The organism is Pseudomonas sp. V98_8, assembly GCF_029967975.1.
In the GTDB taxonomy this organism is placed as follows: domain Bacteria; phylum Pseudomonadota; class Gammaproteobacteria; order Pseudomonadales; family Pseudomonadaceae; genus Aquipseudomonas; species Aquipseudomonas umsongensis.
Map to the genome: position 1 here is coordinate 57,055 of NZ_JASCAE010000046.1, position 24,934 is coordinate 81,988.

Here is a 24,934-nt window from a genome sequence, read left to right on the forward strand (position 1 = left end):
GAAATGACTGCATAGGCCGACACGATCGCTGACATGTTTGCCGCGCACACGATCACGTCCAATTGACGCCGGGCCCATCAAGGAAGATGAAAACAGTGCTTGGCGCCCTGCTCCTTTTTTGTCTGAATACATCTGCATTCGCTGGCGACAACCCTATCGGTTTCCGGGCCTCAAATGCATGAGAAGGCGTATTTTTCGATCGTTGGCGAGCCCCCCGCCTCTTATGATGGAGCAAGCGGTAACCAGACGCAGACTTCGAACCCATCTTGTCGACCTGTTGCCGGGGAGAACATTTTCATTCTGGCGTTTACCCCCTGCACTATGGTTTTGGCAATCGCCAAGCCCAGTCCTGAACCACTGATCTCACTGTGACCGCGCACAAAACGCTCAGTCAGGTGCTGCAATATCGGCCATGGGTGGCGCCGAAAAGGTGCTGAGCCAGGCGCGCAAGGCCTTCGGCGAGGGGGATTATCGCTGGGTGGCGCAACTGACCAATCACCTGGTATTCGCCGAACCGGACAACAGCGAGGCGCGCCACTTGCAGGCCGATGCGCTGGAGCAGATGGGCTACCAGAGCGAGAACGCCACTTGGCGCAACGCCTACCTCAGCGGCGCTCAGGAACTGCGCGACGGTGTGGCCGCGGCGACCGGCAGCGGCGGCAATGTCGATGACATGGTGCGCGCACTGACGCCGACGCTGTTCTTCGACTATCTGGGGGGGCGCGTAGATGCGCTCAAAGCCAGCGACAGCGACCTGACTATCAACTGGCGGTTTACCGACCTCGACCAGGACTACGCCCTGACCCTGCGAAATGGCGTGCTCACCCATCGGGATCTGACTCGGCATGAGCAGGCCGACGTCGAGATCAGCATGAGCAAGTCCACTCTGGACCGGATCGCGCTGAAGCAGACGGGTTTCCTGAAAGAAGCGACGGTGGGCGATATCACCATCAAGGGTGAAAAGGTGAAATTCCTACGCTTCATGGGTGGCCTTGAAGACGCTGATGCACGATTCAATATCGTGACGCCCTGAGTGGCTGCGGGCGGCGCTTCAGGCGCCGCTCAACAACGCGAGCATCGCGCTGACACTTAGCAGGCAAACCACCGCACCCAATGCGAAGATCGTCCAGGGTGCCGGAACCGCGCGTTCGACCTGCAACATAGCCAACCCCTGTCGATACCGACGCCCCTGCCTGGCAAGCAGTATCAACGCCGCGACGACCCCCATCCCCGTGGGCAGCGGATCGCCCAACCGTCCGGCAAGCATCACCACGGCAATCAGCGCCAGGAGAGTACGTCGCCAGGCCAGTTCCGTGCGCTCGGCCTGCAACCCCGGATCACCCATGCCAGTGCCGCCAGAGCACGCCGCTGACCAACACCGTGGCGACTACACAGCCCATTGCCAGTGACGGTGCCAGCGCCGGCAAAGGCAGTGCTCGACGCTGGCGCAGCGCACGCTCGACCCGCAGCCAGCGTACGCACGCACCCGCGCTGACCATCAGGCTCAGTATCAGCAGACTGACCGCCATGACCATTCGCAACCGCGCCTCGAACACCTGGGCCGTGAGGGCCTCGATGGCGATCCCGCCTCCGAGCAAGGCCAGCGACGTGCGAATCCAGGCGAGAAAGGTGCGCTCGTTGGCCAGTGTGAATCGCGGATCGGGCGACTCTCCCGGGCCAAGCAGAATGTCAGTCAAGCCACGGCGCTTTGGCGGCATCGCCATCAGCGCACTCCAAAGCTGCGCAAGGCGCCCGGCGAGAAATACGAGAGGCTCGTGGGCAGGTTGAAGACATAAGGCATGCGCTGTTCATTGATCAGGCCCGAAACGTGAAAACGACCGCTCTTCAAGTCATAGGTTGCCTCCATGGCATTGACCGCCGCCTCGCCACCGGGGTGATAAAAACTGTGCGCACCCGTGGTACGCCAAAGCGTTCCCTGTTGATCGTAAAGGTCGGCCTCGAGAATCGCCCAGGTGTCTTCGTCGATGTAATAACGGCGCTTGCCGTAAATGTGATGGGCGCCGGGTTTGAGGGTCGCGATCACCTCCCACACCCTGTGCAGTTCGTAGCGGGTAGGCACGGGGTCGACGTGTCCCGGGCGGATCAACTCGCTGTAACGCAGATCAGGTGATGCCAGGCGATAGCTGTTGTAGGGCACGTGCAGCAACTTCTTGCCCACCAACTGCCAGTCATAACGATCCGGCGCGCCATTGAACATGTCGCGACTATCCGCGGTGCGCAGCCCGCCCGTTCCGGGTCCGGTGGTGTCGTAGGCAATACCGGGCGCTCGCCTGACCCGACGCTGGCTCGAACTATAGATCCAGGACAGGCGCGGCTCGGCGACCTGGTCGAGTGTTTCATGCACCACCATCGCATCGCCGGCGAGCCGCGACGGCGCCGTCATGCGATAGGTGAAGTAGTAAAGAATATTGTCGGCCCCCGCCCCCGGCAGTCCGTCCGGGCGGGCCAATTCCTGACGTGCGCTCATCAGGGTGAAGCGGCCGTTGCCCACTGGTGTGACACTGTCGGAGACCAGGCTGTAACTGGCGTTGCGGTTACGCGTCAGATGGTTCCAGATCACTTCAAGACCATTATGCGGCACGGGGAAAGCGACGGCCCCGGCAAACCCGCGAAGCCCATTGCCCTGATCCGCCAACTGCGCATGTGCGGCATTGCGCGCGGCCGAAGCGGCGAGCGGCGCGGAGATCGGGACACTGCGATGGGTGGGATAGACCGGCAGTTTCATCGTCTGGGGAAAACGCTTGAGTAAAGCGATTTGCCCGGCCGTCAGTTGGCCCTCGTAATGTTGGTAATTTTGCGCGGTGATTTCGTACAGCGGGCGCTCCCCGGCATAAGGATCGACCGGCGTGCCGTTGCGTTCCAGTCGCTGCTGAGCGGAAGTGAGCCCGCCCTGCCAGGCCGGAATTCGCCCGTCAGGGGAAGCACCGCGTTCTGCGCCTATGGGCGTCAGATCCGGGGGCAATTGGCCCGTGGCCAGCGCGCCGGTGGCACACGTCATTGCAAACAGCAGACAGCAGGAGACGGGCCTCAGGGACGGACGGAATACACCTCGATTGCGGGTTGTCATCACTCTTAACCTCTTATTGTGTTTATCAGAGAGTGAACAGCTGGAGGTCCCGGCGGATACCGTTGAAAAGGCTGCCGGGACAGGTGGCAAATCATTCTTTTCGAGTGGTCGGATAGCCTCTGGATGTGTATCAATGGATACTAAGTAGGCCCCTGGGGCCCGACAAATAGCGTCTTCAGATAGTTGCCATAGCACTTCGGCATAGCCAGAGATTTGCCCATGACTTTGAAACAGCTGCGTTACCTGATCGCCATTGCCGAAGCTGGAAGCTTCTCCAATGCCGCACGCCGGGCGTTCATCGCCCAGCCTGCCCTGAGCCGCCAAATCGGTTTATTGGAAAGCGAACTGGATATGCAACTGCTGGCCCGTCAGCATGATGGCATTGAGTTGACCGATGCAGGACGGCAGCTGTACGAAGTGGCGCGGTCGGTGATCCAACAGATCGATTCGGTGAAGGACGAGCTCAAGTCGAGTCGCGGCAACCCGATGGGTCACGTTTCGATTTCCATTCCGGCCACCGCGTCCGCGCTGTTGTTGCCGCCCATCATCACCCAGGCACAGGCCAAGTTTCCGGGAATCAAACTCACGGTATGGGATGGCTTGAGTCGCGAAGGCGGTCAGGCGATTGAACTGGGCAAAGTGGATTTCGGCGTCGTGCCCAACGCCGAAGAGCTGGATCATGTCATTGCCGAGCCGGTCTTCACTGAAGACCTGTATTGGGTCGGCACCCCTGCCCTTGAGTCGGACGACTCGCCGATAACGCTTGCCGAAGCGGCGGCCACGCGGCTGGTGATGCCACCGCGTGCCCTGCACCTGCGTCGGCGGATCGAGCAATCGGCGATGGAGGCCGGAGTGACGCTCGATTCGAGCTATGAGCAGCAGTCGGCGCCGGGCATCAGCAGCCTGGTGCGTGCAGGCCTTGCGGCAACCATCAGCAACTGGCCACCGCTTACCGAACTGCTGCAACCGATCTCGGCACGACTGATCGTGGAACCACGGATCACCCGCACCATTTCCCTGGCCCATTCGCAGCACAAACCGCTGTCGTTCGCGGCTACCTGCATGCGCGACTTGGTGCGCGGGCTCTTGATCGAGGCGGTGCGCGATGACCGCTGGAAAGGCAGTCTGATCGAACGTACGCTGGAGGAAGAGCGGAACACGAGCGATCAGTAAGGGCGCCGCATCGCGCAGCGCCCGGCGTTTCAATTGACCCGAGGCTGCGCGACACCGACGACATTTCGCAGCCGCTCGCGGGTTTTCTGCGGATCCATCCACCACAACCCGATCAGCCCCGCCACCACCAGCACCGCGCCGCAGACCAGAAACCCCTCGCCATAACCGGCCGGATGCTCGGCACCGGCGCCCTGCACCAGGATTCCGGTGACCACCGGTGCCGACAGACCGGCCAGCGAGGCGATGCCATTGCCGATCGCCAGAATTCCCGCGCGCTGGCTGCCCGGCGTGAACTCGGCGAGCATGGCCGGCCCCACCGAGTACATCACCAGCGCCAGACCGCCGCTGAATGTCAGGCAGACGATCCGTTCAATGCTCGATAGCCCCGGTAGAAACAGCGCAGCGCTGAGCAGACCGCTGGCGATCAGACAAAACGAAACGAAAGCGCCTCGCGACCATCGCGTCGCCATGCCGCCGCGCATCAGGCGCTGCGAAAGCCAGGCCATGAATAGGCTCAGCGGCGTGGTGACGACCACAAACAACACGAACACACGGCCGGTCATGATCGGATCGATACCCAGGCCGTTTTCCAGATAACTCGGCACCCAGGTCAGGGTCAGCGCCAATGACCAGTTGGCCGCGAAATGGCACAGGTAATTACTCAGCACCGTGCTGTCAGTAAGCAACTTTCGATAAGGCACACGCTCGTCATCCTGCTTCAACTGGCCAGGGCGAATACGATCGAGCGTGCCTTCGCGTCCCAGCAGCCACCACAGCACGCACCACACCGCGCCGATGGCGGCCAGCACGATGAAGTTCATGCGCCAGCCGTAATGCACGCTGACCCAGGGGATCATCGCGCCGGCGACCAGCAGGCCGAAGGCACTGCCGGTATGCAATAGCGCCACCGGCAGGTTGCGTCGGTCATTGGGAAACCACTTGTACAGGGCGTGGGTCGCCACCGGCGACGCCGGCCCCTCGCCTATGCCCAGCAGCACGCGACAGGCCACGATGGCCCACAAGGATGTAACAAACAGCATCGGCAACTGGATCAACGCCCAAAACGCGCCCATGCCCAAGAGCAGCGTGCGGGTCGGCCGGCGATTGGCCATGAAGCCACCGACCACTGCGGAAATAGCGAAGAACCAGTGCAAGGCGCCGCCCACCAGGCCGAACTCGGTCGGTGACAGGCCAAGCTCTTTGGACATCGGCACTGCGACCAGGCCGATGACCACCTTGTCGAGGAAGTTGACCAGCATCAGCAGTGCCAGCAGTACCGCAACCATCCAGGCCGTGCCTGAACGTCCGGGGGTGTCAGAGTGAGTCATGGTTGTCTCTCGTTATTGTTTTTGTCTGAGCGTCCGGCCAGTTGCAACCGGACGTGCGGCGGCACTGCTAGCCAGGCATCAGAACGCCTTTGGCAATGGTATTGCGCTGAATTTCACTGGTACCGGTCAGGATGCGCATCATGCGGGTCGCGCGGAAGATCCACTCCACCGCATTGCCGCGCAGCAGCCCCGCACCACCGTGAATCTGCACCGCCCGGTCGGCGATACGGAATGCGGTCTCCGAGACGAACAGCTTGCACATCGGTGCCTGCGTACGGATATCGCCGCCTGCGTCGTTCACCGCTGCGGTCGCATAGACCATGCTGCGCGCAGCATGCAGTTCCGTCGCCATGTCGGCAATCATGTGGTTGATCGACTGGAACATTGCGATCGGCTGGCCGAACTGCTTGCGCGTGCGGGCGTAATCAATCGACAGGTTCAAAGCCAACCCTGCCAGGCCCAGCATCGTCGGGCAATGCAGCAGACGATTGAGCGTGATGCGTCCCATCGCCAGCTTGAACCCCAGCCCCTCCTCACCAATCCGGTTGGCCACCGGCACCCGGACGTCGTCCAGGAAAATATCGCCGTGAGCACCACCACCGGACATCACAGAGTAGTCGCTTTCGATCCGCACACCTGACGCCTTGAGATCTACGAAGAATGCCGAGATGCCCTGGGCGCCGCCACCCGGTCCGGTGACCGCCAGCAGCACCGCGATATCGGCATAGGGAGCACCCGAGATGAAGCGCTTGCTGCCGTTGAGGACGTAATCGTCGCCGTCGCGACGGGCATGGGTCTTGATCGCCGTGGCGTCGGAACCTGCCTCACTCTCGGTCAGCGCGAAACATACGGCTTTCTCAGCCCGGCATACCGGTTGCAGAAAAGCCTCTACCTGGAAAGGGCTCGCCACCTTGAACAGATGGCCAACGCGCGGCGGCCCGGATAACTCTCCGAGGATATGCGGCGCCAGCATGGAGCCAGTCAGCACGGTGGCTTCTTTCACCGCGCACAGATCCGAAACATTGAGCCCGGCGCCGCCAATGGCCTCGGGCAGCATGATGTTGTAGAAACCCTGCTCGCAGGAACGCTTCCAGACCTCCTTGAGCACTTCGTGCGGATGCGGCTCGGCCCAGCTCAGGCCTGCGCGCTGTTCCAGGGGCAGGACTTCGTCGCGAACGAAGCCACCGATGGCCTCGATGATCTGGCTGGCCTTTTCACTTGGCTGGTACATGGTGATCTCCTGTTCAGATGCGACGGTCGCTGTGTTGCCAGTAGGCATCGCGGATAAGACGGCGAACAACTTTGCCGTTGGGGTTCTTGGGCAGCTCGGTGACGAAATCCACGGCGCGGGGTTTCTTGAACCCGGCCAGGGTCTGCGCGCAATGCTCGATGACCTCGCTTTCACTGAGCTTGGTACCCGGCTTGAGCACGATCACGGCTCGCACCGCTTCGCCCCACTGTTCATCCGGCACACCGACGACGGCGGCCTCGTAAACTTGCGGCAGGTTGTAGAGCACCTGTTCGACTTCGGTCGGGTAGATGTTGAACCCGCCGGAAATGATCATTTCCTTCTTGCGATCCACGATGAACACGTAACCCTCATCGTCGACCGTCGCCAGATCGCCGCTGAGGTAGTACCCGTCGCGCATCACCTCGGCGGTCAACTCGGGCGCCCGCCAATAGCCCTGCATGATGTCCGGGCCCTTGACCACGATTTCGCCGATCTCGCCCGGCTTCACATCCTGGAATTCGTCATTGACCACCCGCAAGTCCGTCTCGAAATAACAGCGGCCGCAGGACGCCAGGCGTCGATAGTCGCCGTTCTCGCACAGATGGTCCTGCTCGGTGAGCACAGTGACCAGCGAACAGGTTTCACCGGCGCCATACCCTTGCGCCAGGATCGGCCCGAACACTTCGATGGCGCGCTTGACCAGCGAAGGCGCCATCGGTGCTGCGCCGTACATGACCAGGCGCAGGCTGCTCAGGTCGTAGCGTTCCACACCGGGGAAGTTCACCAGTCGATTGATCATCGCGGGCACCAGAAACAACCGGGTGACGCCTTCGCGTTGAATCGACTCAAGCAGCAATCGATCGTCGTAGCGTTCCAGCAGCAGGTTGCAGGCACCCACCGCCAGCAATGGCATCAACTGCATGCCACTGGCATGGGTGATCGGCCCGACGTGCGCCATGACATCGCCAGGCGCCGCGCGCCGGGTGGGGCTGGCGATGCTTTTGCGGATCAGCGCCTTGCGATTGCCGACACTGAGCATCGCCGCTTTCAACACACCGGAGCTGCCAGAGGTGTAGTGCAACACAGCCAGTGCATCGTCAGGCGGATCGCAACTAACCGGTTTGGTGTCACCCAGGTTCAGCAGCGTCGGGTAGGCGACGTCGCCGCCCGCCTCTGCCAACGCCACGATGAGACGCAGCGCAGGCACCTGCGCCCGTTGCGCGGCCAAAGCTTGGGCAAACACCGGTGTAGTGATCAGCGCAACGCTGCAGGAATCGTTAAGAATCTGGATGACTTCGTCCAGCGAGAGGCGCGCGTTGACCGGCACCTTGACCAGGCCGGCCTTGTAGAAAGCCACTTCGGCCTCGACCAGCTCGACCCGGTTCTCGGCAAGTATGGCGACGTGTTCGCCAGAGTCGATGCCCTGGGCCAGTAACGCCGAGGCCAGTTGATTGGTGCGCTGTTCCAGCTGTGCGAAGGTCACTCGGGTGTGACGATCGATGACGGCCGTTCGCTCTGGCCAGTACTTGGCACTTCGACTGATTAGGTTTCCAAGGTTCACGTTGTTGTTCTCGTCGACTGTTAGGACTGGGGCGATCCTAAACAGCGTCGCAACGGCGAACGTAATACCAGTTACTGATGCCGGGTATAGCTTTTTTAGCTGGCCGAACTGGGTGTACCGGTCACTCCGGAGCCCCATGCCGAAGTGTTATGGCAACGATCCAAAGACGCTATTTGTGAGCCAATCCGGCGCCTCCCTATCATCCCCTCGCCACCGAGACCAACCTGTTCGCTCGGTCTCGGTGCTTCATCCCCTCACTCTCTAATAAACACAATAAGAGGTTAAGAGTGAACGCTATCGTTCCCGACCGATTCCGGTCCTCGCTAGTTTTACTGTCGTGCAGCCTGCTCGCAGCCCCCGTCGGCGCCATGCAATTCGAACTGGGTGAGATAGAAGGCCAGTTCGATTCTGCTCTGGCACTGGGCGTCGGCGTCAGCACCGCCAATCCGGACAAACTGCAGGTGGCAGCCCCCAACGGTAATGACGGTCGGCGTAATTATCGATCCGGTGACGTGTTCTCGACGGTCTTCAAAGGTACCCACGACCTGGAACTCAAACACGACAACCTGGGCATTTTCGTGCGCGGTACTTATTGGTACGACACGGCGCAGCGCGATCACAGCCAACGCTTCAAGGACATCGACGACCACAACCGCAAAACCTCGGCGAAGACGGCCGGGTTCCAGTGGCTCGATGCTTTCGTCTATCGCCTCTACGACATCAGCGGTGAGCCAGGCTCGGCACGTCTTGGCAAACAAGTGGTGAACTGGGGCGAAAGCATTTTCATCCAGGGTGGCTTGAACGTCGTGAACCCCTTCAACCAGGCGGCGTTGCGTCGACCGGGTTCGGAGGTCAAGGACGCATTGGTGCCGGTCAACCTGCTGTACGTGACCCAAAACATCAATGAAGCGCTGTCCCTTGATGCGTTCTATCAGTTGGATTGGGAACAGACGCAACTGGACAACTGCGGCACATTTTTTTCGGGCAACGATTTCATTCCCGAGGGTTGCGAAAGCCTCGATGTCGGCGGTCGACAGGTCAACCTCGCAGCGGCAAACCGAGGGCTTGGACCTTTTGGCGTGGTCATGAACGAGGAAGGCGTACGCATCCCCCGAGCAGGCGATCAGGATGCTCGCAACAGTGGTCAGTGGGGCTTGTCGCTGCGCTGGTATGTCGCACTGCTGGACGCCGAATTCGGTGTGTATGCCGCCAACTACCACAGCCGCTCGCCTTATCTGGGCACCGTCAGCAGCCCGTACTTCAGCAACAACGCTTTCGCCCCGCAGTTGTGCAGCAATCTCGGTGTGCCTTCGGCCGGGTGCGGCGCGTTTCTGACGTCCAGCTCAGGCCAGTCCCTGGCGGGCGCGTTGCGCATGGGGACCTCCCAGTACCTCGCGCAGTACCCTGAGGACATTCGCTTGTACGGCCTGACTTTCTCCACCAACCTGCGCACCGGCACGGCGCTTCAGGGCGAGCTCAGCTATCGCCCGAACATGCCCGTGCAGCTCAACGGCACCGATGTGCTGCAGTCACTGCTCAACGTTGAAGGCCGCAGCCCGTTGTCCGAACCCGGCCTGCGCCCGACTACCGACTCGACCCTGTTCAACGGTTACCGGCGCAAGGAAGTCACCCAGGCGCAAGTCTCTGCGATGCATTCCCTTGGCCAGGTGATGGGGGCGAACCAGCTGCTGCTGGTGGGCGAAATCGGCGCGACCTATGTCGGCGGCCTGGAAGGAAAATACGGGCCCCGTTACGGCCGATCCGGTGCCTACAACAGTGGCGAACTGGCCAACAACAGCGTTTGCCTGAGCATTTCCAACAGCCCTGAGTACTGCAATAACGAAGGTTTCGTCACGCCCTTTTCCTGGGGTTATCGACTGCGTGCAACCTGGAGTTACTCAAGCGTGATGCAGGGACTGGACCTGCGCCCGAACCTGTCTTGGTCCCATGACGTCAAGGGTTACTCGCCAGGCGACGGTTCGGCGTTCAACGAAGGTTCGCGCTCGGTGAGCCTGGGCCTGGACGCGACATTCATGAGCAAGTATTCGCTGAGCCTCTCTTATACCGATTACATCGACGGCAGCTACGGGACCCGCGGTGATCGCGACTTCGCGGCGATCAGTGTCGGCGCCTCCTTCTAATCCTTACCAAAGGAATAACGCCCCATGCATAAACATTCCACACCAATTACGACAGGCAGCAATGGGTCGATTGCAGCCCATCGTGGCAGGCTGCAATCGGCCAGAAGCGGACCTATATGCTCCGACTATGATGGCCGTCTCTATACTTCTCCAGAGAGCCGGGACTGTTCAATCTCTGTCAATCGTCATTCCGACCTCAATTGCGGCCTCCCTTATTGAAATAACTTGCAACCCTTGAGTGATTGAGAAACCACACGCGCCTCTCTAAATTTTTCCTCACAACGCCGGGCCCCTCTGACAGCGAATCGCTGCCATGTCGGAGTTGCAGTTTGTACAACTTCGACATTAGAGGAGGGGCTCATGACTGCCCTGGAACCGTTCTTTTTTGCCGAGTTTCTCGGCACCGCCAGTTGGTTGTGGCTCGTTTTCGTCAGCATCGTCTTGGGCCTGTTGATCTTCGACCTCGGGGTGCTACACCGTGAGCATCGAGAAATCGGTGTTCGTGAAAGCCTGCTGCTGTCTGCTGGCTATATCACGGCTGGCTTGCTGTTCGGCCTCTGGGTCTGGCAGGTCAAGGGCGGTGATGCCGGGATGGATTTTTATACCGGCTTTCTTATCGAGAAATCGTTGTCGATGGACAACGTTTTCCTGATGGCGATGATCTTCAGTTTTCTCTCAATTCCGCGTAAGTATCAGCACGAGGTGCTGTTCTGGGGCATTCTCGGTGTAATAGTGCTGCGCGCTATCATGATTGGCCTCGGTGCAGCGCTGATCGCCGAGTTCAGTTGGATTCTCTATGTGTTCGGCATCTTCCTGCTGTTGACCGGGGTAAAGATGCTGTTCAGCAAGGTCGATGCCCACCCGAACCTTAGCGATAACTTGCTGGTGGAGTTCCTGCGCAAACACATGCGGGTGACCGATCACTTGCATGAAGGGCGCTTCTTCGTCCACCAGATGGATGCCAGTGGCAAGTCCGTGGTCTGGGCGACGCCGTTGTTCCTGGCCTTGGTGCTGATCGAGTGTGCCGACCTGGTATTCGCTGTGGACAGCGTGCCCGCGATCTTTGCCATCACCCAGGACCCCTTCATCGTCTACACCTCTAACATTTTCGCCATCCTCGGCCTACGTGCGCTGTATTTCGCTCTGGCGGCGATGATCCACCGCTTCGCCTACCTCAAGTACGCCCTGGCGCTGGTGCTGGTGTTTATCGGCGGCAAGATCTTCATGGTCGGCATAATCGGCAAGATTCCGGCAGTCCTTTCTCTGGGCGTGACGGTGGCTTTGCTGCTGGGCGGTGTGCTGCTATCGCTTTGGAAAACCCGCGACCAAACCTCCGCTGGCCCCCAGGTTTAGATCCAGAAAGATGTCGGCCGCCAAACGAAAACAGTAAACCCGGCGCGCGGGCCGGGATTGGAAAATATATGCCAGTTACGCTTGCAGCGGATATCGCCCGGGCTCCGTTCCCTTTTCGGGATACTTTCCGTGACCAGGAAGATCTGCGCTCCATGAAGGGCAGCTTCGGGTCGTTATCTGCCTGATGCCGCGCAGTTAACCATAGCGAAAAATTAGATTGAGAAGGATTGGTGGTACAGAATTGGTACGTTGGAGATGGAGCGTTGCTGTGAGCCTTTGTTTTAATGGCCTTTGTCGTTAGACGTTCCAATCCATCATGGGGATAATTCTATTGGGGGCAGGGGTCGATTTTGGCCGGAAGCAGATTGTCAAAATGCTTTAGATTGACCATCGATAGGATTGCTTGATCCCAGCTTGATTTCACCCGGCAGGACGGCCGATCTCGACTCGACCTGACGGATACGACAGGCAAAAATCGACGCAAAGCGGAAGCGGCAGGCTTGGGAAGCAGACATTCACGGTCTGGCCTAGCCCACTGCTACGCAGCATCGTCGCTCGGCGTCCATGTTGATCGATACGTTAAGCCCCAGGCTTTAGATGCGCCTAAGTGGCAGTGAAACATCTTCCCTCGTTTTCGCAACCCCCAATACTCCAATCGGCAGCGTGGAGTCCTAAGCTGACGCGCCGATCAGGCCTCTCCGTGAGGATGCACGAGCAGTTAATTCAGTCGTTGCAGTGCTAGTGAAACCGGTGGTCCGAACGGTATAAATTTAATGAAAACTACCTAATCTGCCGCCCGAACATCCCGATGGAATTCGCGCGATTTCGCAACATGATTCAGTTCTTTGATCTGGCGCAAAGTTTTTACCGTCCCTGGGCGTACCTTTTTGATTTCCAATGACCTTTCTTAGCCACGCCGGAAATTTGAGCTCACCCTTTACGTTTGTCAGTGTGTTTTTGATAAGTTTTTGTCTTTTTCATGCTTTCAAGGGAGCCCTATGAAAACCTCATATTTCGTAGCAGCGACAATCCTCGCCGCAGGCTTGTCTGCCATCGCATCTCACGCCAATGCGCAGACACTCGAAAAAGTTGCCGACAGTAACAAAATTACCGTGTCTTACCGCGAGGCATCGGTACCTTTCAGCTACTTGATTAGCCCCACCAAAGCCGTGGGTTTCTCAGTCGATTTAACCGATGCCATCGTTGATGATGTGCGCAGGAAGCTCAAGAAGCCGAACTTGGAAGTGGTTTACATTCCCGTGTCTTCGCAAACCCGCATTCCGTTGCTGGTCAACGGCACATACGATCTGGAGTGTGGTTCCACCACTAACAACGCTGCGCGTGGGAAGGACGTCGCTTTTGCAATTAGCCATTTCTACACCGGCACGCGCTTATTGACTAAGAAGACCTCCGGCATAAAGAACTACGCCGATCTCGCAAAGAAGACTGTTGCCAGCACCGCCGGCAGCACGAACGAGAAGGTCCTCCGTCAATACAGTGCCGACAACAATCTAGACGTACAGGTCGTCTTGGGCAAAGACTATAACGACTCCTTGGCGCTGGTTGAGAATGATCGTGCCGTGGCGTTTGCCATGGACGATGTCCTGCTGTTTGGCCTCATGGCGAACTCCAAAAATCCCGACTCGCTCGAAGTCGTGGGTGATGCGCTGCAAGTAGAACCCTATGGCTGCATGCTTCGCAAAGATGATCCTGAATTCAAGGAATTGGTCGATGACACCATAACCCGCCTCATGAAGTCGGGCGAATTCGCAAGGCTATACACTAAGTGGTTTCAATCACCGATTCCTCCAAAAGGAATGAATTTGAACATGCCGATGAGCGAACAGCTCAAAGCCAATCTCGAGGCGCGGAGTGACAAACCAGTGCTGTAATGCTTGAGTGGGTGCGAACGTCTTCTTTGAAGCGAAAGCACCAAGGTCCGGAATTGGCCGATTTCTGCCTATCGTGAAGGGCGGAAATCGGCCAGTTCCGGTCGCTCGCCAGTCCCGTCGGGCAGGCATTCGAACGGATGGTCTTCTCCCAAACTTGTCCGATAGAGACAATGCAACTTCGCAGACCTTAGCCGGGGCGAAAATGTTCCGGAAGTAATGCGACCACCCTCACTTGCCTGTCACCACTACATCTGTCTGCCGTTGCGTGCAGCGATCGCCACGGTGTTCGGCGAATCGGCAAGTGAAACGAATTGTCGTGTCGCGCCATCAAGCGCATCAATGCAACCAGCCTCAATGTCGTAGACCCAGCCGTGCAGATTCATTCGCCCCTGCTCGAGCGCGAGTGCCACCGATGGGTGGGTACGCAGATTCGCCAGTTGTGCGATTACGTTTTCTCGCACGAGGCCGTCGAGCTTCGCGCGGGGCGTGTCGAACTCATGCGCCGCGTTAATCGCTTTCGCGGCGTCGGAGTGACGTAGCCAGTTAGCGACCGCCGGGAGATGGTCCAGACACGTGCAGCGTGAAATCGCGCCCATCGCTCCGCAGTCTGAGTGGCCGCAGATCACGATGTCCTGTACGCCGAGGACTGCGACCGCATATTCGACGGTGGCCGAGACGCCGCCGGGCTCGGGACCATACGACGGCACAATGTTGCCGGCGTTACGAATCACGAACAGTTCGCCCGGTTCGCGCTGTGTAAGGAGTTCGGGCACAACACGACTGTCCGAGCAGGTGACGAATAACGCCTTCGGATTTTGTGTCGTCGCGAGCTGCCTGAAAAGCTCGACGCGTTGCGGATAGACATCGCGCTGAAAACGCAGAAAGCCGTCAATAATGTCACGCATGGAGTTCTCCAAACCCGAATGCCGGATGAGGGCACGAGTTCGTGCCGCGGTGGCCGTCATTATTGCAGACCTTGCGCGCAATTGGCTGTATTCGATCAACGGTGGGCTCCGAGCCGAGGCCCGCGCGGAGGATGTCCGAAGCCCCCTGGTAGCCGCCATTCATCTTTCGCTGGCCTGAACCAACATCAGCCTTGGAACAAGGGATAGCTTGTCAGGCAGAAAACTCGGCAATACGCTCGAATAGTCAAAGCGTGGATGACAGCCCATCGACCTTGATCCAACCCTGTACGGTACCTGGCCGAAAGCCATTCCGATTGCACCATTGGGGGCGGGCCTATGCCCCGTCTGGGAAAACTTGCAGGTGCTCCCGCAGAAAACCGATGAACGCCATTGCCCGTGCCGAATGTCGCCGCTCTCGACTGAACACTGCGCTGACTGGCAGTGCCGCGGCCAAGTAATTGTCGAGCACACTCTGCACGCTGCCTTGTTCAACGTCTGCTTCGAACAGCCATTGTGGAGAGAGGGAGATGCCCAAGCCGCAGAGCACCATTTCACGAATGGCCTCGCTGCTGTTGCTGGTGACGTTGCCTGTGATGGCGATATCGAACTCGTCCGCCTTTTGCGTGAAGCGCCAGCGGTCGTAGTGCTCCAGCAAGGTGAAGCCGATGCAGTTGTGGGCTGCCAGTTCACCCGGCTCGAGTGGCACGCCGTGGCGTTGCAGATATGTAGGCGAGGCGTATACCCGTCGGGGGCTGGTGCCCAGGGACACGGCCACCAGTCCCTCGCTCTTCACCACCCCGATCCGGATCGCCAGATCGATGTTCTCCATGAGTAGGTCTTCATTGTGATCGCTCAACCGCAAATCGATCCGCACATCAGGATAGCGCTGCAGAAAAATGCCGATAAGAGGTGCTATGCATAACCTCCCGTAGCTGACCGGTGCGGCGACGCGCAGCGGGCCAGCGATCTGCTCCTGACCGCTGGCAAAGCTGCGAGTGGCGCTTTCGAGGTGCCCGAGAATTTCCTGGCAGTGACCGTAGAAACGTTGCCCCTGGTCGGTCAGCGCCAGGTGCCGGGTGCTGCGGGCGAACACTGGCCCGCCCAGGTACTTCTCCAGAGCACGGACCTGCTTGCTCACTGCCGGTTGCCCGATGTTCAGCTCCCGAGCCACTGCCGAAAAAGACCCACGCTCCACGACACGTACGAAGATGCGCATGCTGTCGAACAAATCCATCGTCACCAGGTCTCTTTTGGGAATAACTGATATGCAAAGTTAGCTTCTTATCGGAATGGAGGAGTCAGAGCAACCTGTGAGCATCCACTCAACTGAGGTTCACATCATGAGTCAGACCATGCTTGCCGCTGTCGCCGAGTCCGCCCAGGCCCCACTGGTCGTGCGCCGCATTGCCCGCCCGGTTCCCGGTAAGGGGCAGGTCCTCGTAAGGGTTCACGCCGCCGGGGTCAACCCGCTCGATACCAAGATCGCCACCGGTGCAGGGGCGCACGCCCGTCAGGCACTGCCGGCGGTGCTCGGCCTGGATCTGGCCGGCACGGTCGTCGAGCTGGGCGAGGCGGCCGAGGGCTTCACGCCTGACCAGGAGGTCTTCGGCATGGCCGGGGGTATCGGTGGGGCCCAGGGCACCATGGCCGAGTACATCGCCGTGGATGCCCGGCTGATTGCACCAAAGCCAAAAGCACTCGGCATGCGCGAAGCGGCTGCCCTGCCTTTGGTGTTCATCACTGCCTGGGAAGGTTTGGTGGATCGCGCGAACGTCCACGCTGGCCACAAAGTGCTGATTCATGGCGGCGCAGGCGGGGTCGGCCAAATGGCTGTCCAACTGGCCAAGGCGCGTGGTGCCAAAGTCTACGCCACCGGTTCGGCGGGCAGTCTCGACTTCATTCGCTCGCTGGGGGCTACCGCGATCGACTATCAGGAGCAGAGTGTCGAGGCCTATGTCGAGCAGTATACGGCCGGGGAAGGTTTCGACATCGTCTATGACACCGTGGGCGGCAGCACGCTGGATGCATCATTCAAGGCCGTGAAGCCCTATACCGGGCACGTACTGAGTTGCCTCGGTTGGGGCCAGCACAGCCTCGCACCGCTATCGTTCAAAAGCGCCACCTATTCGGGTGTGTTCACCCTGACGCCGTTGCTTACCGGCAAGGGCCGCGAACACCATGGCGCCATCCTGCACGAGGCGGCTGTGCTGGCAGATGCAGGGGAACTGACGATCCGGGTGGATCAGCAATGGTTTGCACTGGATAAGGTCAACGACGCCTTCCGCCAGGTCGCGCAAGGCCGCGCCAAGGGCAAGACGATAATCCAGTTGGTGAGTGAATAGAGCCGAGACTGCCAACGTATCCGGCCAGCATGGACCGCGCCTGGCCGAAGGCAGTCCTTGCCAACTCTCTATATTGGGTCGATTGCCGTCCTTCACGACAGGCAATCATCGGCCAGAAGCTGACGTGGGCAAGGCGCTTCTTCGCAAAAGCGGTCCAATCAACCGCCGATGTTCCGCTCATGGTTTAACGGTCAGCGCAGCGCCCTCGGTCACCCGAACCAGAGCGCTGAAGCCATCCGTATCCAAGGGGCGGCTAAGAAAGTAGCCTTGGCCCTCATCGCATAGCACAGACCTCAACAATGACAGATGCTCCTGGGTCTCGATCCCCTCGGCGGTCACGGTTAGAGAAAGAGCGTGACCCAGGCCTACGATCGCTTCGATAACGGACCTGTCGTCGTCGGTAGCTCCCAATCGAGATAAAAAGCTTCGGTCAATCTTCAGTCCGTCGAACGGGAACGTGCGCAGGTAGCTGAGTGATGAATACCCTGTGCCAAAGTCATCCATGGCGATGCGGATGCCCAGGCGTTTGAGCGTTCGCATGATCTCCAGAGCGCCCTGGGGATCTTCCAACATAACGCTTTCAGTGATCTCAAGCTCCACCCGCCCTGGCTCAATTCCCGACTGGTGCAATGCCCGCTGTACGCGCTCGACCAGACTGCCGCGCTTGAACTCGGTGGGAGAAAGGTTGACAGAAACAAACAGCTGATCAGGCCAGCTGGAGGCGTACCGCAAAGCGGTCTCCAGGACCCAGTTGCTCAAGGCCAGAATCAACCCTGTTTCTTCAGCAATCGGAATGAACGTATCAGGCGCAATCAAGCCACGTTCCGGGTGCTGCCAGCGCACCAGCGCTTCAGCGCCCACCATTTTGCCATCCGCAATACGAAAGCGCGGCTGGAAATGCAAGCGCAACTCGCCGTGCTTGATGGCGAAACGCAGGTCGCTCTCCAGGCGGCGGCGTTCGACGATCTTCGAGTTCATGTCGCCAGCATAGAATCGCCAGGTATTGCGACCACCCGACTTAGCCTCATACAGCGCGATATCCGCGTAGCGAAGCAACTCGGTGGCTTCGGTGGCATCAGTGGGCGCCATTGCGATACCGATGCTCGCGCTGACGAACACCTCCTGGTCGCCGACCTGAATCGGTCTTTCGATCGATTCGATCAGGCGCTGGCACAACGCTTCTACTTCGTCCTGTCCTTTGAGATCCGTCAAAATCAGCACGAACTCATCGCCGCCGATACGCGCTACCAGATCCCCATGGCGAACGCGGTTGGCAAGACGGCGAGAGATTTCGCTCAACACCGCATCGCCCGCCGCGTGGCCCAGCAGGTCATTGACCGGCTTGAATCGATCAAGGTCGAGGCTGAGCATAACCAACGGCCGCTCGGCTGTGGGCTGCGTCTTGAGTTTGCCATCGAGAAACTCTCTGAGCCGAGTCCTGTTCGGCAGCCCGGTAAGCGAATCATGTTGGGAGAGAAATTCAATGCGTCGACGCGACTCGACTTCTTCAGTGACATCTGTCGCCGTGCCCCGAAATCCCTTGTCATCCATCGCTCTGGCGGACAGGCGGGTGATGCGGTGCTGGCCCTTGGGATCGACATAGCGGCACTGGACGCTGATATCCGGGCGACGATTGGGGATGCAAAGCCACTGGGTCACCGTGCCAAGCTCAGTGCACAGCAGTTGATCCATGGGTGCGCCCAACCAGTCATGCCTGGACAGACCCGAGACACATTCAAATCGCTCGGACAAATAGGTAAAGCGCCCCTGCCTGTCAATCTCCCAGATCCAATCGGTACTGGCCTCTGCTACGTCTCGAAAGCGCGCCTCGCTGATGGCCAACGCAGACTGACTGCGCTGCAATGAGTCGTAACTGGCATCGAGCGCCTGAGCACTGGCAGTCGTGCGGCGCAGTATCGCCCAGGCCATCAGGCACACCAGCAGCGCAGCAATGCCGACCAAGGGCAAGCCCAGGCCAAGCAGGCGTTCGCTCGGTTTTGGCGGCTCCCAGTGCAAGCTCCCGGCAACGCCGTTTTCACCGAGCGCCAGGACTGAACGCCCCTGAAGTTCGGCGGCCGTAGCGATGCGTAGTTCATCCACCCCGTAGTCCTTGCCCAGTGTTTCCAGCCTGTCGTCTTCGAGGATGTCAACGAAGATCAAAACCGAAGGCGGCTTGTCATCGGGTGTCACCGTCGGATCCGTGCCGGGGGTAATCGCGGCCGCGCCCACCAGCGCGGGTCGACCACCGATATTGATGAAAAGGGTCGTCGGCGTTTCCGCTTCGGCACCCGCACGGGCTTTAAGCAATATGTCAGGGAGCGCTTGCTTGAGCCAACCGCGAGCGTCGTCCGACGTCAGTTGCCCATCGACTACGGAATACGCCGTCTGGTCGGCGGCGTTGACGACAAATATGCCTTGGAATCCGAAGTCGGTATAAAGCGTGGGCCCGACATTCTGCCGTACGTAGGCCCAATCGGTGTCGACCCTCACGTGCAGATGCTTATAGGCATCGCCCCAGAACGCGTAATCCTTGACCGTGGCGCTTATGGACTTCTCCAGGCCTTGCACGGCTTTCCTGGTATAGAACGCGCTTTCGGTTTCCTCGTTGCGATCCAGGTCGTGCGCCAGGTAGAGAATCAAATAACCGGCGAGGAAAAACACCCCCGTCAGCAAGCCAACGAATTTGAACAGTGAAACACGAATGATGCTCACACTTGAGCGACGGTGCGCTAAGCCAAGGACAGAAGGTGGGTGTTCAGGCATGGGGTGACATCGCTAGGCATTGAGGCAGAAGGGGTATCAGGCTATCGGCCGCGCGGTGACAAGTTTGAGGGGATTGAATGGATCACCCTCAAGTAGGTCAGGTAGACCTGGATGGCAGCTTCGGGTCGAGTACGCCTCTCAAGAAAGGCAGAAACCGGCCAAAAGCGGTCAGTGACAATATTCGCAAAGGCTACCGCTCAGCTTCCCGAAGACCGATCTCGACTATTCGTTAAGTACAGCACCATCGCTGCACGAGCCGCATCTTTGATTGCTGCTCCGCGCAGTGCTGCAATGGGGTCACGTTATCCGTATAGGATGTTGATCCATGCGAGTGAACCCCCAATCACTCCCGACGCGATACCTTCAGCCTCAACCAAGGTGATATTCGCGCCTTTATCAGCCAGGTGATACGCCGGCGAAACGCCCACGATGCCGGCGCTAATGACAACGACTCGTTTGTCCAGGGCATTTCCCATATCAACCTTCATTCTGTCGACCTGAAGGCGGTTTCAGTGTCTGCCTCTGGTCGACTTCTGCTTGTCGTAACGGACAGCAGTTGTCGTCCAGAAAGCAGATGTAGATTTGTCTGAAGTGGCGAAATAGCTGCCAAAATCATCGTGTTAAAACGCCGCCTGAAATGGCAGCAAGATAAGCGCGTGAGCGTGTCGAGTACATATTGGTCGGCCTGACAGTAACCATGATCTGTTATGTTCTCCTGAATTTCAGATATCGTTGAGTCTTTATTATCAGGCCACAGCTCGGGAAAAGTGATCAAGCGGCTGGACTGCGGCTTGCGCGCGGCCCACTACGTCATTCTCAGTCTCCGAGCGACATGCGACGCTACCCTTGGTCTCTTTGGGTTTGTAATCCTGGTGTCGTCGACCATAGTTAATAGCCGGATGCCCCTTTTAGCTATTGCGACCAGATAGCACCAGCCGCATCGTAACAACAGGAGCCACGTCATGGTCAAAGTAGCGTTGTTCGTTCGTCTGGAAGCAAAACCTGGGAAAGAGAAAGAGGTGGAGCGCTTTCTCTTGAGCGGCCTTCCTTTAGTGGAGGAGGAGCCAGCCACTACAGCCTGGTTTGGAATCCGCTTGGGGCCGTCCACCTTTGGCATCTTTGACGCATTCCCGGATGAAGCGGGCCGGCAGGCTCATCTTTCGGGCAAGGTCGCGGCGGCGCTTATGGCAAACGCTGCCGAGCTGTTTGCTGAACCGCCATCAATCGAGAAGGTTGACGTCCTTGCGGCCAAGCTGCCCGGTTAAGCAAATCCAACAGGAAGTTCCATTCAGTTCGGGGAGGCTCACGATGTCTTGTATGAAAATCAGGATCGCTTGGGCCTGCTGCTGTCACGGGCGGTGAACAATTAAAACACTTTTATTTAAGACAAATGTCATGGCTAAAGTGCCGTGTCCAGGATTCATGCCATGCTTGCGCGCTCGGTATAAGTGAAAGGATACGCGCGCAAATCGTGTCCATGGACGGCGTGGAAGCCGCACAGAATCTGCAAGGCGATGTGCTCATCATTGGTTTAGGCTGGGTAGGGGTAAATTACTTGCCGGGCACCGGTCGCTCATGGCGCGAAGATCTCCATAATTGATATAGATCCGGAGGTCATCCGCGCCGCGACACCTTATGGTTTCGTCAAGTGAGCATTCGTCGGCGTAGCAGTGACCGATGTTCAGTGCGCTGCCGGACGCGGCTGCACTCCGAACTGCGCAACGATGTGCGTACCCAATTCCTCAATAACCTCCGCCGCAGGGAGCTTGCCATATTTGAGATTGAGAATGACGTGGTCCACGCCGATTTCCTCATGCGACTCCAGCAAAAACCGTAGATGGTAACGTCCAAGTCTGAACCCCAAATGGATACGTGTGGGTGGCGTGGACGGATTCTCATCGAGATCGATGTACAGCGACTGAGTAAAGGGCTTGTACACAGAGCCACAAGACGCTGCCAGCCTCCAACGACCAGCCCGCAAGTCAACGACATCGAAAACCCTGATGGCAGCCCCTTGCGTTGAAAAAAATCGCCCCTGCGAACGGGATTTCTCCCGCTCGCTGGCGATCTGTCAGCTGGAGGTATCGACCGCACGCTTTTCGATTGCCGGGGGTGTCCAGAGGCCCTGCGTAATTGCATCATCCGGCCAATAAGCTCGCAGGAAGAGGGAGAAGTCCGCCCCTTTCGGTGCCGGTAGCCAATTACTTTCCTTGTCCGCGCCTGGCGACTCGGCCTGTACGTAGAATGTCAGCGAGCCGTCAGCATTGGTCTTCAGATCCTGGTTTTTCGTGCCGAGCGAATAACGGTTGAGCGGGTTGGGCACAAAAAAGTGTGCAGAGTCATACGCAGTGAGCGACCAGAAGCCCTTCACGGGCGGCAATTGTCCCTTCGCGAAGGTGACCGTGTAAGCAGTCGCACCGTTGAGACGCATGCCGGCTGCATCGAGGTCTTGATAGAAGTACCGTGTCTCGTTGGGTGCATTCACCAGGATGTTCGACTTCGCCACGGCGGTGCGTGTGAAATAGTCGGTGCCAAAGTGTGCCCCATTGGTGATGGTGGACCAGTGATGGGGTAGCTCAATGCCCCAGTTGCGGAACTGTAGCAATGGGTCGATCAGTTCCCGATCGGCTTTTTCCGCCTCGTCGATCATGGCCTGCTTCAGTTCCGGATTTTTCTGCGCAGCGGCGATCACGGCCAATACTTGCGCATAACGCGCCGCCTCGCCAGCCACCGCCGGTACCAGGTCCAATACGGCCGACAACTGATCGAAAAAGACGTCGGGACGCACCCAGCGGGTTTCGCCCCTGGCGTCATCGCGCTTCGGGAAGACAGGCAGCTTTCGCCAGTCCTGGCGTTTCAGGGTGCCGTCGTATTCGGCGACTGGATAGACGTTGATGCCTTGGATGACCTCTTGCACCGCTTGCCTGTCCTGCGGCGTGTCATCTTGAAAAACGCGTGGGCCGACGAAGGCGGCATTGGATTGAGTCCGGATCACTCGGGTAATGCCCTTGGGCACCGTACCCTGCCAATTCGGCCCCACGACCAGATAAAAACCGGGTTTGGTTCCGTACATTACGCCCAGGCCATTAATGCTTTCAGTGCGCAGATCGGAGAGTTGAATGACCCAGAATCGTTTGCCGAAGTCAGGTATCTGGATGACCACCGGGCTGTCATTGAGCGCCAGGTAACCAGCGCCGTAAACAACGTCCTGGTTGGGACAGGCGATGGAGCGCTGATCCGGCTTGATGTAATCGCTGAGCATGGTCAGGCGATTGTGAGGGGCGATTGGCAGCGTGCCGCCAATGAGCCCTTGCTCGGGGGCTTTGGCGTACGCCAGGCGCCGATTGTACATGTTGACCATCGGCCAGGCCCAGAACCAGGCATCACGCGCCACCAGGCGAGCGTATGCTTCGGTGATACGGGTATTTTCGGCTGGTCCTGACGGCAGTACCAGAGCTTGCGAGGGCACGGCTTCTGCCTGGGCGAGCACAACGGGTGCGGCGGTGCCGAGCAGCGCCGCCATTGCGATCGGCAGCATCTGTCCCAGTGCCCTGGATGTTCCTGACATCTCTCTCTCCTTCGATTATCCAAGCGATCATCGATCGTCTTGTTGCGAATCAGGCTGCGCCATGCACCGACCTCACTCGATTACAACCGCTCAACGAAACGCAAGCCGGGTCGGTCTGTTGCATCACGGGTGCCTTTACCCGCTGTCGATGAGCAAACACTGTGTTCCCTACTCCCTGGTTTCTCCCCCCCCAATTGGAGAGGGTCGTCGATTTCGAAGCAAAGGAAACCCGCTGCGGCCTCGGCTCTTTCGAAGTCATCCGACAAGAAAGACAAGGCAGACAAGCCGGCGAAAAAGAAACAGTGACATCCGCTATCCGCCAGGGCATTACGCCCTAGCTTGCTCGGGCCTTGCTGCGTTCCACAGCAATCAGCAAGAACAGGGCTGTCGCGGCCAGCAATGCCCCTGCGAGGAACGTATTGACTGAGCCCATGCTTTGCCATATCGCACCCGCCAGAACGCTGGCGATCAGCATGCATACACCACTGACCAGATTGAAAATACCGAAGGCGGTTCCCTTCAGGTCCATGGGCGCGGTATCCGCTACCAGCGAGGCAAGAATGCCCTGGCTGAATCCCATATGAAGCCCCCACAACGCGACACCCAGCATCATCGTGATGAACGAACCGGATCCAGCGAGCACCAGGTCCGCCAGGATGAGTAATCCCATGCCCATGCACAGCAGCTTCGTACGGCTGATGCGATCAGACAGCCAGCCGGCGGGATAAGCGGACAACGCATAAAAAATGGCCATGACGACCATCACCAGCGGAACCCAGGCGACCGACAGGCCTGTCTGCTGCGCCCGTAAAACCAGGAATGCCTCACTGAAACGGGCAAGTGTAAAGACGCCGCCAATCACGACGACCCACCAATAGCCACGGGAGAAGCCGGGAAGGACTCGCCAATGAATGGGAGATCGGAACGTTCGCTCCCGGGAGACTGGCGTGGGCTCCTTGACCCCCACGAAGATGAGCGCCACCGCCACTATTGCCGGGATCACTGCAAACCACAGCACAAGCTGGATATCGGCAAGCCATAACATCAGTACGATGGCCATGGCCGGGCCAAGAACAGCGCCTACGGTGTCCATCGACTGGCGCAGCCCAAAACAGGCACCACGGATTGACGGCGGCGACACATCTGCGACCAGGGCATCTCGCGGTGCCCCCCGAATGCCTTTGCCGATTCGATCCAGAAAACGTGCGGTGAAGACTACTTCCACCGAATGTGCCAGGGGAAACAGTGGCTTGCTCAGTGCCGCTACGCCATACCCAAGCAGTAACAATCCTTTGCGCCGCCCCATGAAGTCACTGATCGCCCCGGAGAACACCTTGATGAGCATCGAGGTCGACTCGGCAACACCCTCGATCACCCCGACGGTCAATGCACTGGCCCCCAATGTAGTGACCATGAACACGGGCAGCAGACTGTGGACCAACTCCGACGATAGATCCATGAACAGGCTGACAAAGCCTAACGCCCAGATCGTGCGGGGAATGCCAGAGCGCTCAGCGCCGGTGCGCGGACTTTCGCTACTCATTTTTTCATCCTGTACTCATGGGTACGAAGGAAAGACTGAGAACGAC

The 24,934-nt window shown here is 58.8% G+C and carries 17 protein-coding genes and 5 pseudogenes; 8 read left to right on the plus strand and 14 right to left on the minus strand.

Annotated elements, in window-relative coordinates; genetic code table 11:
* Nucleotides 1-221: 221 nt before the first annotated feature.
* Nucleotides 222-407: pseudogene (locus QLG10_RS14865) on the minus strand (two-component sensor histidine kinase); the annotation flags it as partial.
* On the opposite strand from QLG10_RS14865, the pseudogene QLG10_RS14870 reads away from it, so the two are divergent.
* Nucleotides 404-1,033, plus strand: a pseudogene (locus tag QLG10_RS14870) (alkyl sulfatase C-terminal domain-containing protein); the annotation flags it as partial. The pseudogenes QLG10_RS14865 and QLG10_RS14870 overlap by 4 nt on opposite strands.
* An 18-nt stretch (nucleotides 1,034-1,051) precedes the next feature.
* Here the strand turns inward: QLG10_RS14870 and QLG10_RS14875 are convergent.
* Genes QLG10_RS14875 through QLG10_RS14885 form a run of 3 tightly spaced genes read right to left on the minus strand, consistent with a single transcriptional unit; the run spans nucleotide 1,052 to nucleotide 3,019 of the window.
* A complete protein-coding gene (locus tag QLG10_RS14875; protein ID WP_110752319.1) occupies nucleotides 1,052-1,345 on the minus strand; it encodes a DUF202 domain-containing protein in 294 nt (97 codons plus the stop codon).
* Nucleotides 1,338-1,724 (minus strand): DUF202 domain-containing protein, encoded by a 387-nt coding sequence (locus QLG10_RS14880; protein ID WP_110752317.1) that lies wholly within the window; start codon nucleotides 1,722-1,724, stop codon nucleotides 1,338-1,340. The genes QLG10_RS14875 and QLG10_RS14880 overlap by 8 nt, the downstream gene beginning before the upstream one ends.
* A complete protein-coding gene (locus QLG10_RS14885) occupies nucleotides 1,724-3,019 on the minus strand; it encodes a DUF1329 domain-containing protein (protein WP_110752315.1) in 1,296 nt (431 codons plus the stop codon). The genes QLG10_RS14880 and QLG10_RS14885 overlap by 1 nt, the downstream gene beginning before the upstream one ends.
* 288 nt (nucleotides 3,020-3,307) lie before the next feature.
* On the opposite strand from QLG10_RS14885, the gene QLG10_RS14890 reads away from it, so the two are divergent.
* The gene (locus tag QLG10_RS14890) at nucleotides 3,308-4,261 is read left to right on the plus strand and encodes a LysR family transcriptional regulator (protein ID WP_188263650.1); all 954 of its coding nucleotides are present in this window, start codon (nucleotides 3,308-3,310) and stop codon (nucleotides 4,259-4,261) included.
* A gap of 29 nt (nucleotides 4,262-4,290) precedes the next feature.
* Here QLG10_RS14890 and QLG10_RS14895 read toward each other — a convergent pair whose 3' ends face one another.
* The 3 genes from QLG10_RS14895 to QLG10_RS14905 all read right to left on the minus strand — a co-directional run bounded on the left by QLG10_RS14895 (nucleotide 4,291) and on the right by QLG10_RS14905 (nucleotide 8,381).
* Nucleotides 4,291-5,547 carry an MFS transporter gene (locus QLG10_RS14895; RefSeq protein ID WP_110752311.1) on the minus strand — a complete coding sequence of 419 codons (1,257 nt, stop codon included), beginning with the start codon at nucleotides 5,545-5,547 and terminating at the stop codon, nucleotides 4,291-4,293.
* Nucleotides 5,548-5,656: 109 nt separating this feature from the next.
* On the minus strand, nucleotides 5,657-6,820 hold the full coding sequence (locus tag QLG10_RS14900; protein ID WP_110752309.1) for an acyl-CoA dehydrogenase family protein: 1,164 nt from the start codon (nucleotides 6,818-6,820) through the stop codon (nucleotides 5,657-5,659).
* 13 nt (nucleotides 6,821-6,833) lie between these two features.
* Nucleotides 6,834-8,381: an AMP-binding protein gene (locus QLG10_RS14905; RefSeq protein WP_110752307.1), complete on the minus strand. Its 1,548-nt coding sequence runs from the start codon at nucleotides 8,379-8,381 to the stop codon at nucleotides 6,834-6,836.
* Nucleotides 8,382-8,668: 287 nt separating this feature from the next.
* Here QLG10_RS14905 and QLG10_RS14910 point away from each other — a divergent pair, with 287 nt between their 5' ends.
* The 3 genes from QLG10_RS14910 to QLG10_RS14920 all read left to right on the plus strand — a co-directional run bounded on the left by QLG10_RS14910 (nucleotide 8,669) and on the right by QLG10_RS14920 (nucleotide 13,767).
* Nucleotides 8,669-10,522 carry a DUF1302 domain-containing protein gene (locus QLG10_RS14910; protein ID WP_317451682.1) on the plus strand — a complete coding sequence of 618 codons (1,854 nt, stop codon included), beginning with the start codon at nucleotides 8,669-8,671 and terminating at the stop codon, nucleotides 10,520-10,522.
* Between the two features lie 360 nt (nucleotides 10,523-10,882).
* Nucleotides 10,883-11,875, plus strand: coding sequence for a TerC family protein (locus QLG10_RS14915; protein WP_248678657.1), 993 nt, complete (start codon nucleotides 10,883-10,885; stop codon nucleotides 11,873-11,875).
* A gap of 998 nt (nucleotides 11,876-12,873) precedes the next feature.
* Nucleotides 12,874-13,767, plus strand: a complete 894-nt coding sequence (locus QLG10_RS14920) for a transporter substrate-binding domain-containing protein (protein WP_248678656.1) — start codon at nucleotides 12,874-12,876, stop codon at nucleotides 13,765-13,767.
* Between the two features lie 245 nt (nucleotides 13,768-14,012).
* Here the strand turns inward: QLG10_RS14920 and QLG10_RS14925 are convergent, their stop codons facing one another.
* Both QLG10_RS14925 and QLG10_RS14930 read right to left on the minus strand, forming a co-directional pair.
* Nucleotides 14,013-14,672, minus strand: a complete 660-nt coding sequence (locus tag QLG10_RS14925) for a carbonic anhydrase (RefSeq protein ID WP_110752299.1) — start codon at nucleotides 14,670-14,672, stop codon at nucleotides 14,013-14,015.
* A gap of 334 nt (nucleotides 14,673-15,006) precedes the next feature.
* On the minus strand, nucleotides 15,007-15,906 hold the full coding sequence (locus QLG10_RS14930; RefSeq protein WP_110752297.1) for a LysR family transcriptional regulator: 900 nt from the start codon (nucleotides 15,904-15,906) through the stop codon (nucleotides 15,007-15,009).
* Nucleotides 15,907-16,012: 106 nt separating this feature from the next.
* Here QLG10_RS14930 and QLG10_RS14935 point away from each other — a divergent pair, with 106 nt between their 5' ends.
* A complete protein-coding gene (locus tag QLG10_RS14935; protein WP_282487616.1) occupies nucleotides 16,013-17,014 on the plus strand; it encodes a zinc-dependent alcohol dehydrogenase family protein in 1,002 nt (333 codons plus the stop codon).
* Between the two features lie 177 nt (nucleotides 17,015-17,191).
* On the opposite strand, the gene QLG10_RS14940 is transcribed toward QLG10_RS14935, so the two are convergent.
* Together QLG10_RS14940 and QLG10_RS14945 are read right to left on the minus strand one after the other, a co-directional pair.
* On the minus strand, nucleotides 17,192-19,777 hold the full coding sequence (locus QLG10_RS14940; protein ID WP_282487617.1) for an EAL domain-containing protein: 2,586 nt from the start codon (nucleotides 19,775-19,777) through the stop codon (nucleotides 17,192-17,194).
* 305 nt (nucleotides 19,778-20,082) lie between these two features.
* Nucleotides 20,083-20,253 (minus strand): annotated as a pseudogene (locus QLG10_RS14945) (FAD-dependent oxidoreductase); the annotation flags it as partial.
* Nucleotides 20,254-20,739: 486 nt separating this feature from the next.
* Here QLG10_RS14945 and QLG10_RS14950 point away from each other — a divergent pair.
* On the plus strand, nucleotides 20,740-21,042 hold the full coding sequence (locus QLG10_RS14950; RefSeq protein WP_025569629.1) for a hypothetical protein: 303 nt from the start codon (nucleotides 20,740-20,742) through the stop codon (nucleotides 21,040-21,042).
* 194 nt (nucleotides 21,043-21,236) lie between these two features.
* Nucleotides 21,237-21,420 (plus strand): annotated as a pseudogene (locus QLG10_RS14955) (potassium transporter); the annotation flags it as partial.
* Nucleotides 21,421-21,458: 38 nt separating this feature from the next.
* Here the strand turns inward: QLG10_RS14955 and QLG10_RS14960 are convergent.
* From QLG10_RS14960 to QLG10_RS14970, 3 genes and pseudogenes are all read right to left on the minus strand, one after another.
* Nucleotides 21,459-21,725: pseudogene (locus QLG10_RS14960) on the minus strand (LLM class flavin-dependent oxidoreductase); the annotation flags it as partial.
* Between the two features lie 123 nt (nucleotides 21,726-21,848).
* Nucleotides 21,849-23,345, minus strand: coding sequence for a DUF1254 domain-containing protein (locus tag QLG10_RS14965; RefSeq protein ID WP_282487618.1), 1,497 nt, complete (start codon nucleotides 23,343-23,345; stop codon nucleotides 21,849-21,851).
* A gap of 334 nt (nucleotides 23,346-23,679) precedes the next feature.
* Entirely contained in the window at nucleotides 23,680-24,888 is a 1,209-nt protein-coding gene (locus QLG10_RS14970; protein WP_282487619.1) for an MFS transporter, read from the minus strand.
* Between the last annotated feature and the right edge of the window lie 46 nt (nucleotides 24,889-24,934).

Bases quoted from the DNA above. Each gene is read 5' to 3' on its own strand.
- QLG10_RS14875 (WP_110752319.1), bottom strand. From the start codon at position 1,345: ATGGGTGATCCGGGGTTGCAGGCCGAGCGCACGGAACTGGCCTGGCGA.
- QLG10_RS14880 (WP_110752317.1), bottom strand. From the start codon at position 1,724: ATGGCGATGCCGCCAAAGCGCCGTGGCTTGACTGACATTCTGCTTGGC.
- QLG10_RS14885 (WP_110752315.1), bottom strand. From the start codon at position 3,019: ATGACGTGTGCCACCGGCGCGCTGGCCACGGGCCAATTGCCCCCGGAT.
- QLG10_RS14890 (WP_188263650.1), top strand. From the start codon at position 3,308: ATGACTTTGAAACAGCTGCGTTACCTGATCGCCATTGCCGAAGCTGGA.
- QLG10_RS14895 (WP_110752311.1), bottom strand. From the start codon at position 5,547: ATGGTTGCGGTACTGCTGGCACTGCTGATGCTGGTCAACTTCCTCGAC.
- QLG10_RS14900 (WP_110752309.1), bottom strand. From the start codon at position 6,820: ATGTACCAGCCAAGTGAAAAGGCCAGCCAGATCATCGAGGCCATCGGT.
- QLG10_RS14915 (WP_248678657.1), top strand. From the start codon at position 10,883: ATGACTGCCCTGGAACCGTTCTTTTTTGCCGAGTTTCTCGGCACCGCC.
- QLG10_RS14920 (WP_248678656.1), top strand. From the start codon at position 12,874: ATGAAAACCTCATATTTCGTAGCAGCGACAATCCTCGCCGCAGGCTTG.
- QLG10_RS14925 (WP_110752299.1), bottom strand. From the start codon at position 14,672: ATGCGTGACATTATTGACGGCTTTCTGCGTTTTCAGCGCGATGTCTAT.
- QLG10_RS14930 (WP_110752297.1), bottom strand. From the start codon at position 15,906: ATGGATTTGTTCGACAGCATGCGCATCTTCGTACGTGTCGTGGAGCGT.
- QLG10_RS14935 (WP_282487616.1), top strand. From the start codon at position 16,013: ATGAGTCAGACCATGCTTGCCGCTGTCGCCGAGTCCGCCCAGGCCCCA.
- QLG10_RS14940 (WP_282487617.1), bottom strand. From the start codon at position 19,777: ATGCCTGAACACCCACCTTCTGTCCTTGGCTTAGCGCACCGTCGCTCA.
- QLG10_RS14950 (WP_025569629.1), top strand. From the start codon at position 20,740: ATGGTCAAAGTAGCGTTGTTCGTTCGTCTGGAAGCAAAACCTGGGAAA.
- QLG10_RS14965 (WP_282487618.1), bottom strand. From the start codon at position 23,345: ATGTCAGGAACATCCAGGGCACTGGGACAGATGCTGCCGATCGCAATG.
- QLG10_RS14970 (WP_282487619.1), bottom strand. From the start codon at position 24,888: ATGAGTAGCGAAAGTCCGCGCACCGGCGCTGAGCGCTCTGGCATTCCC.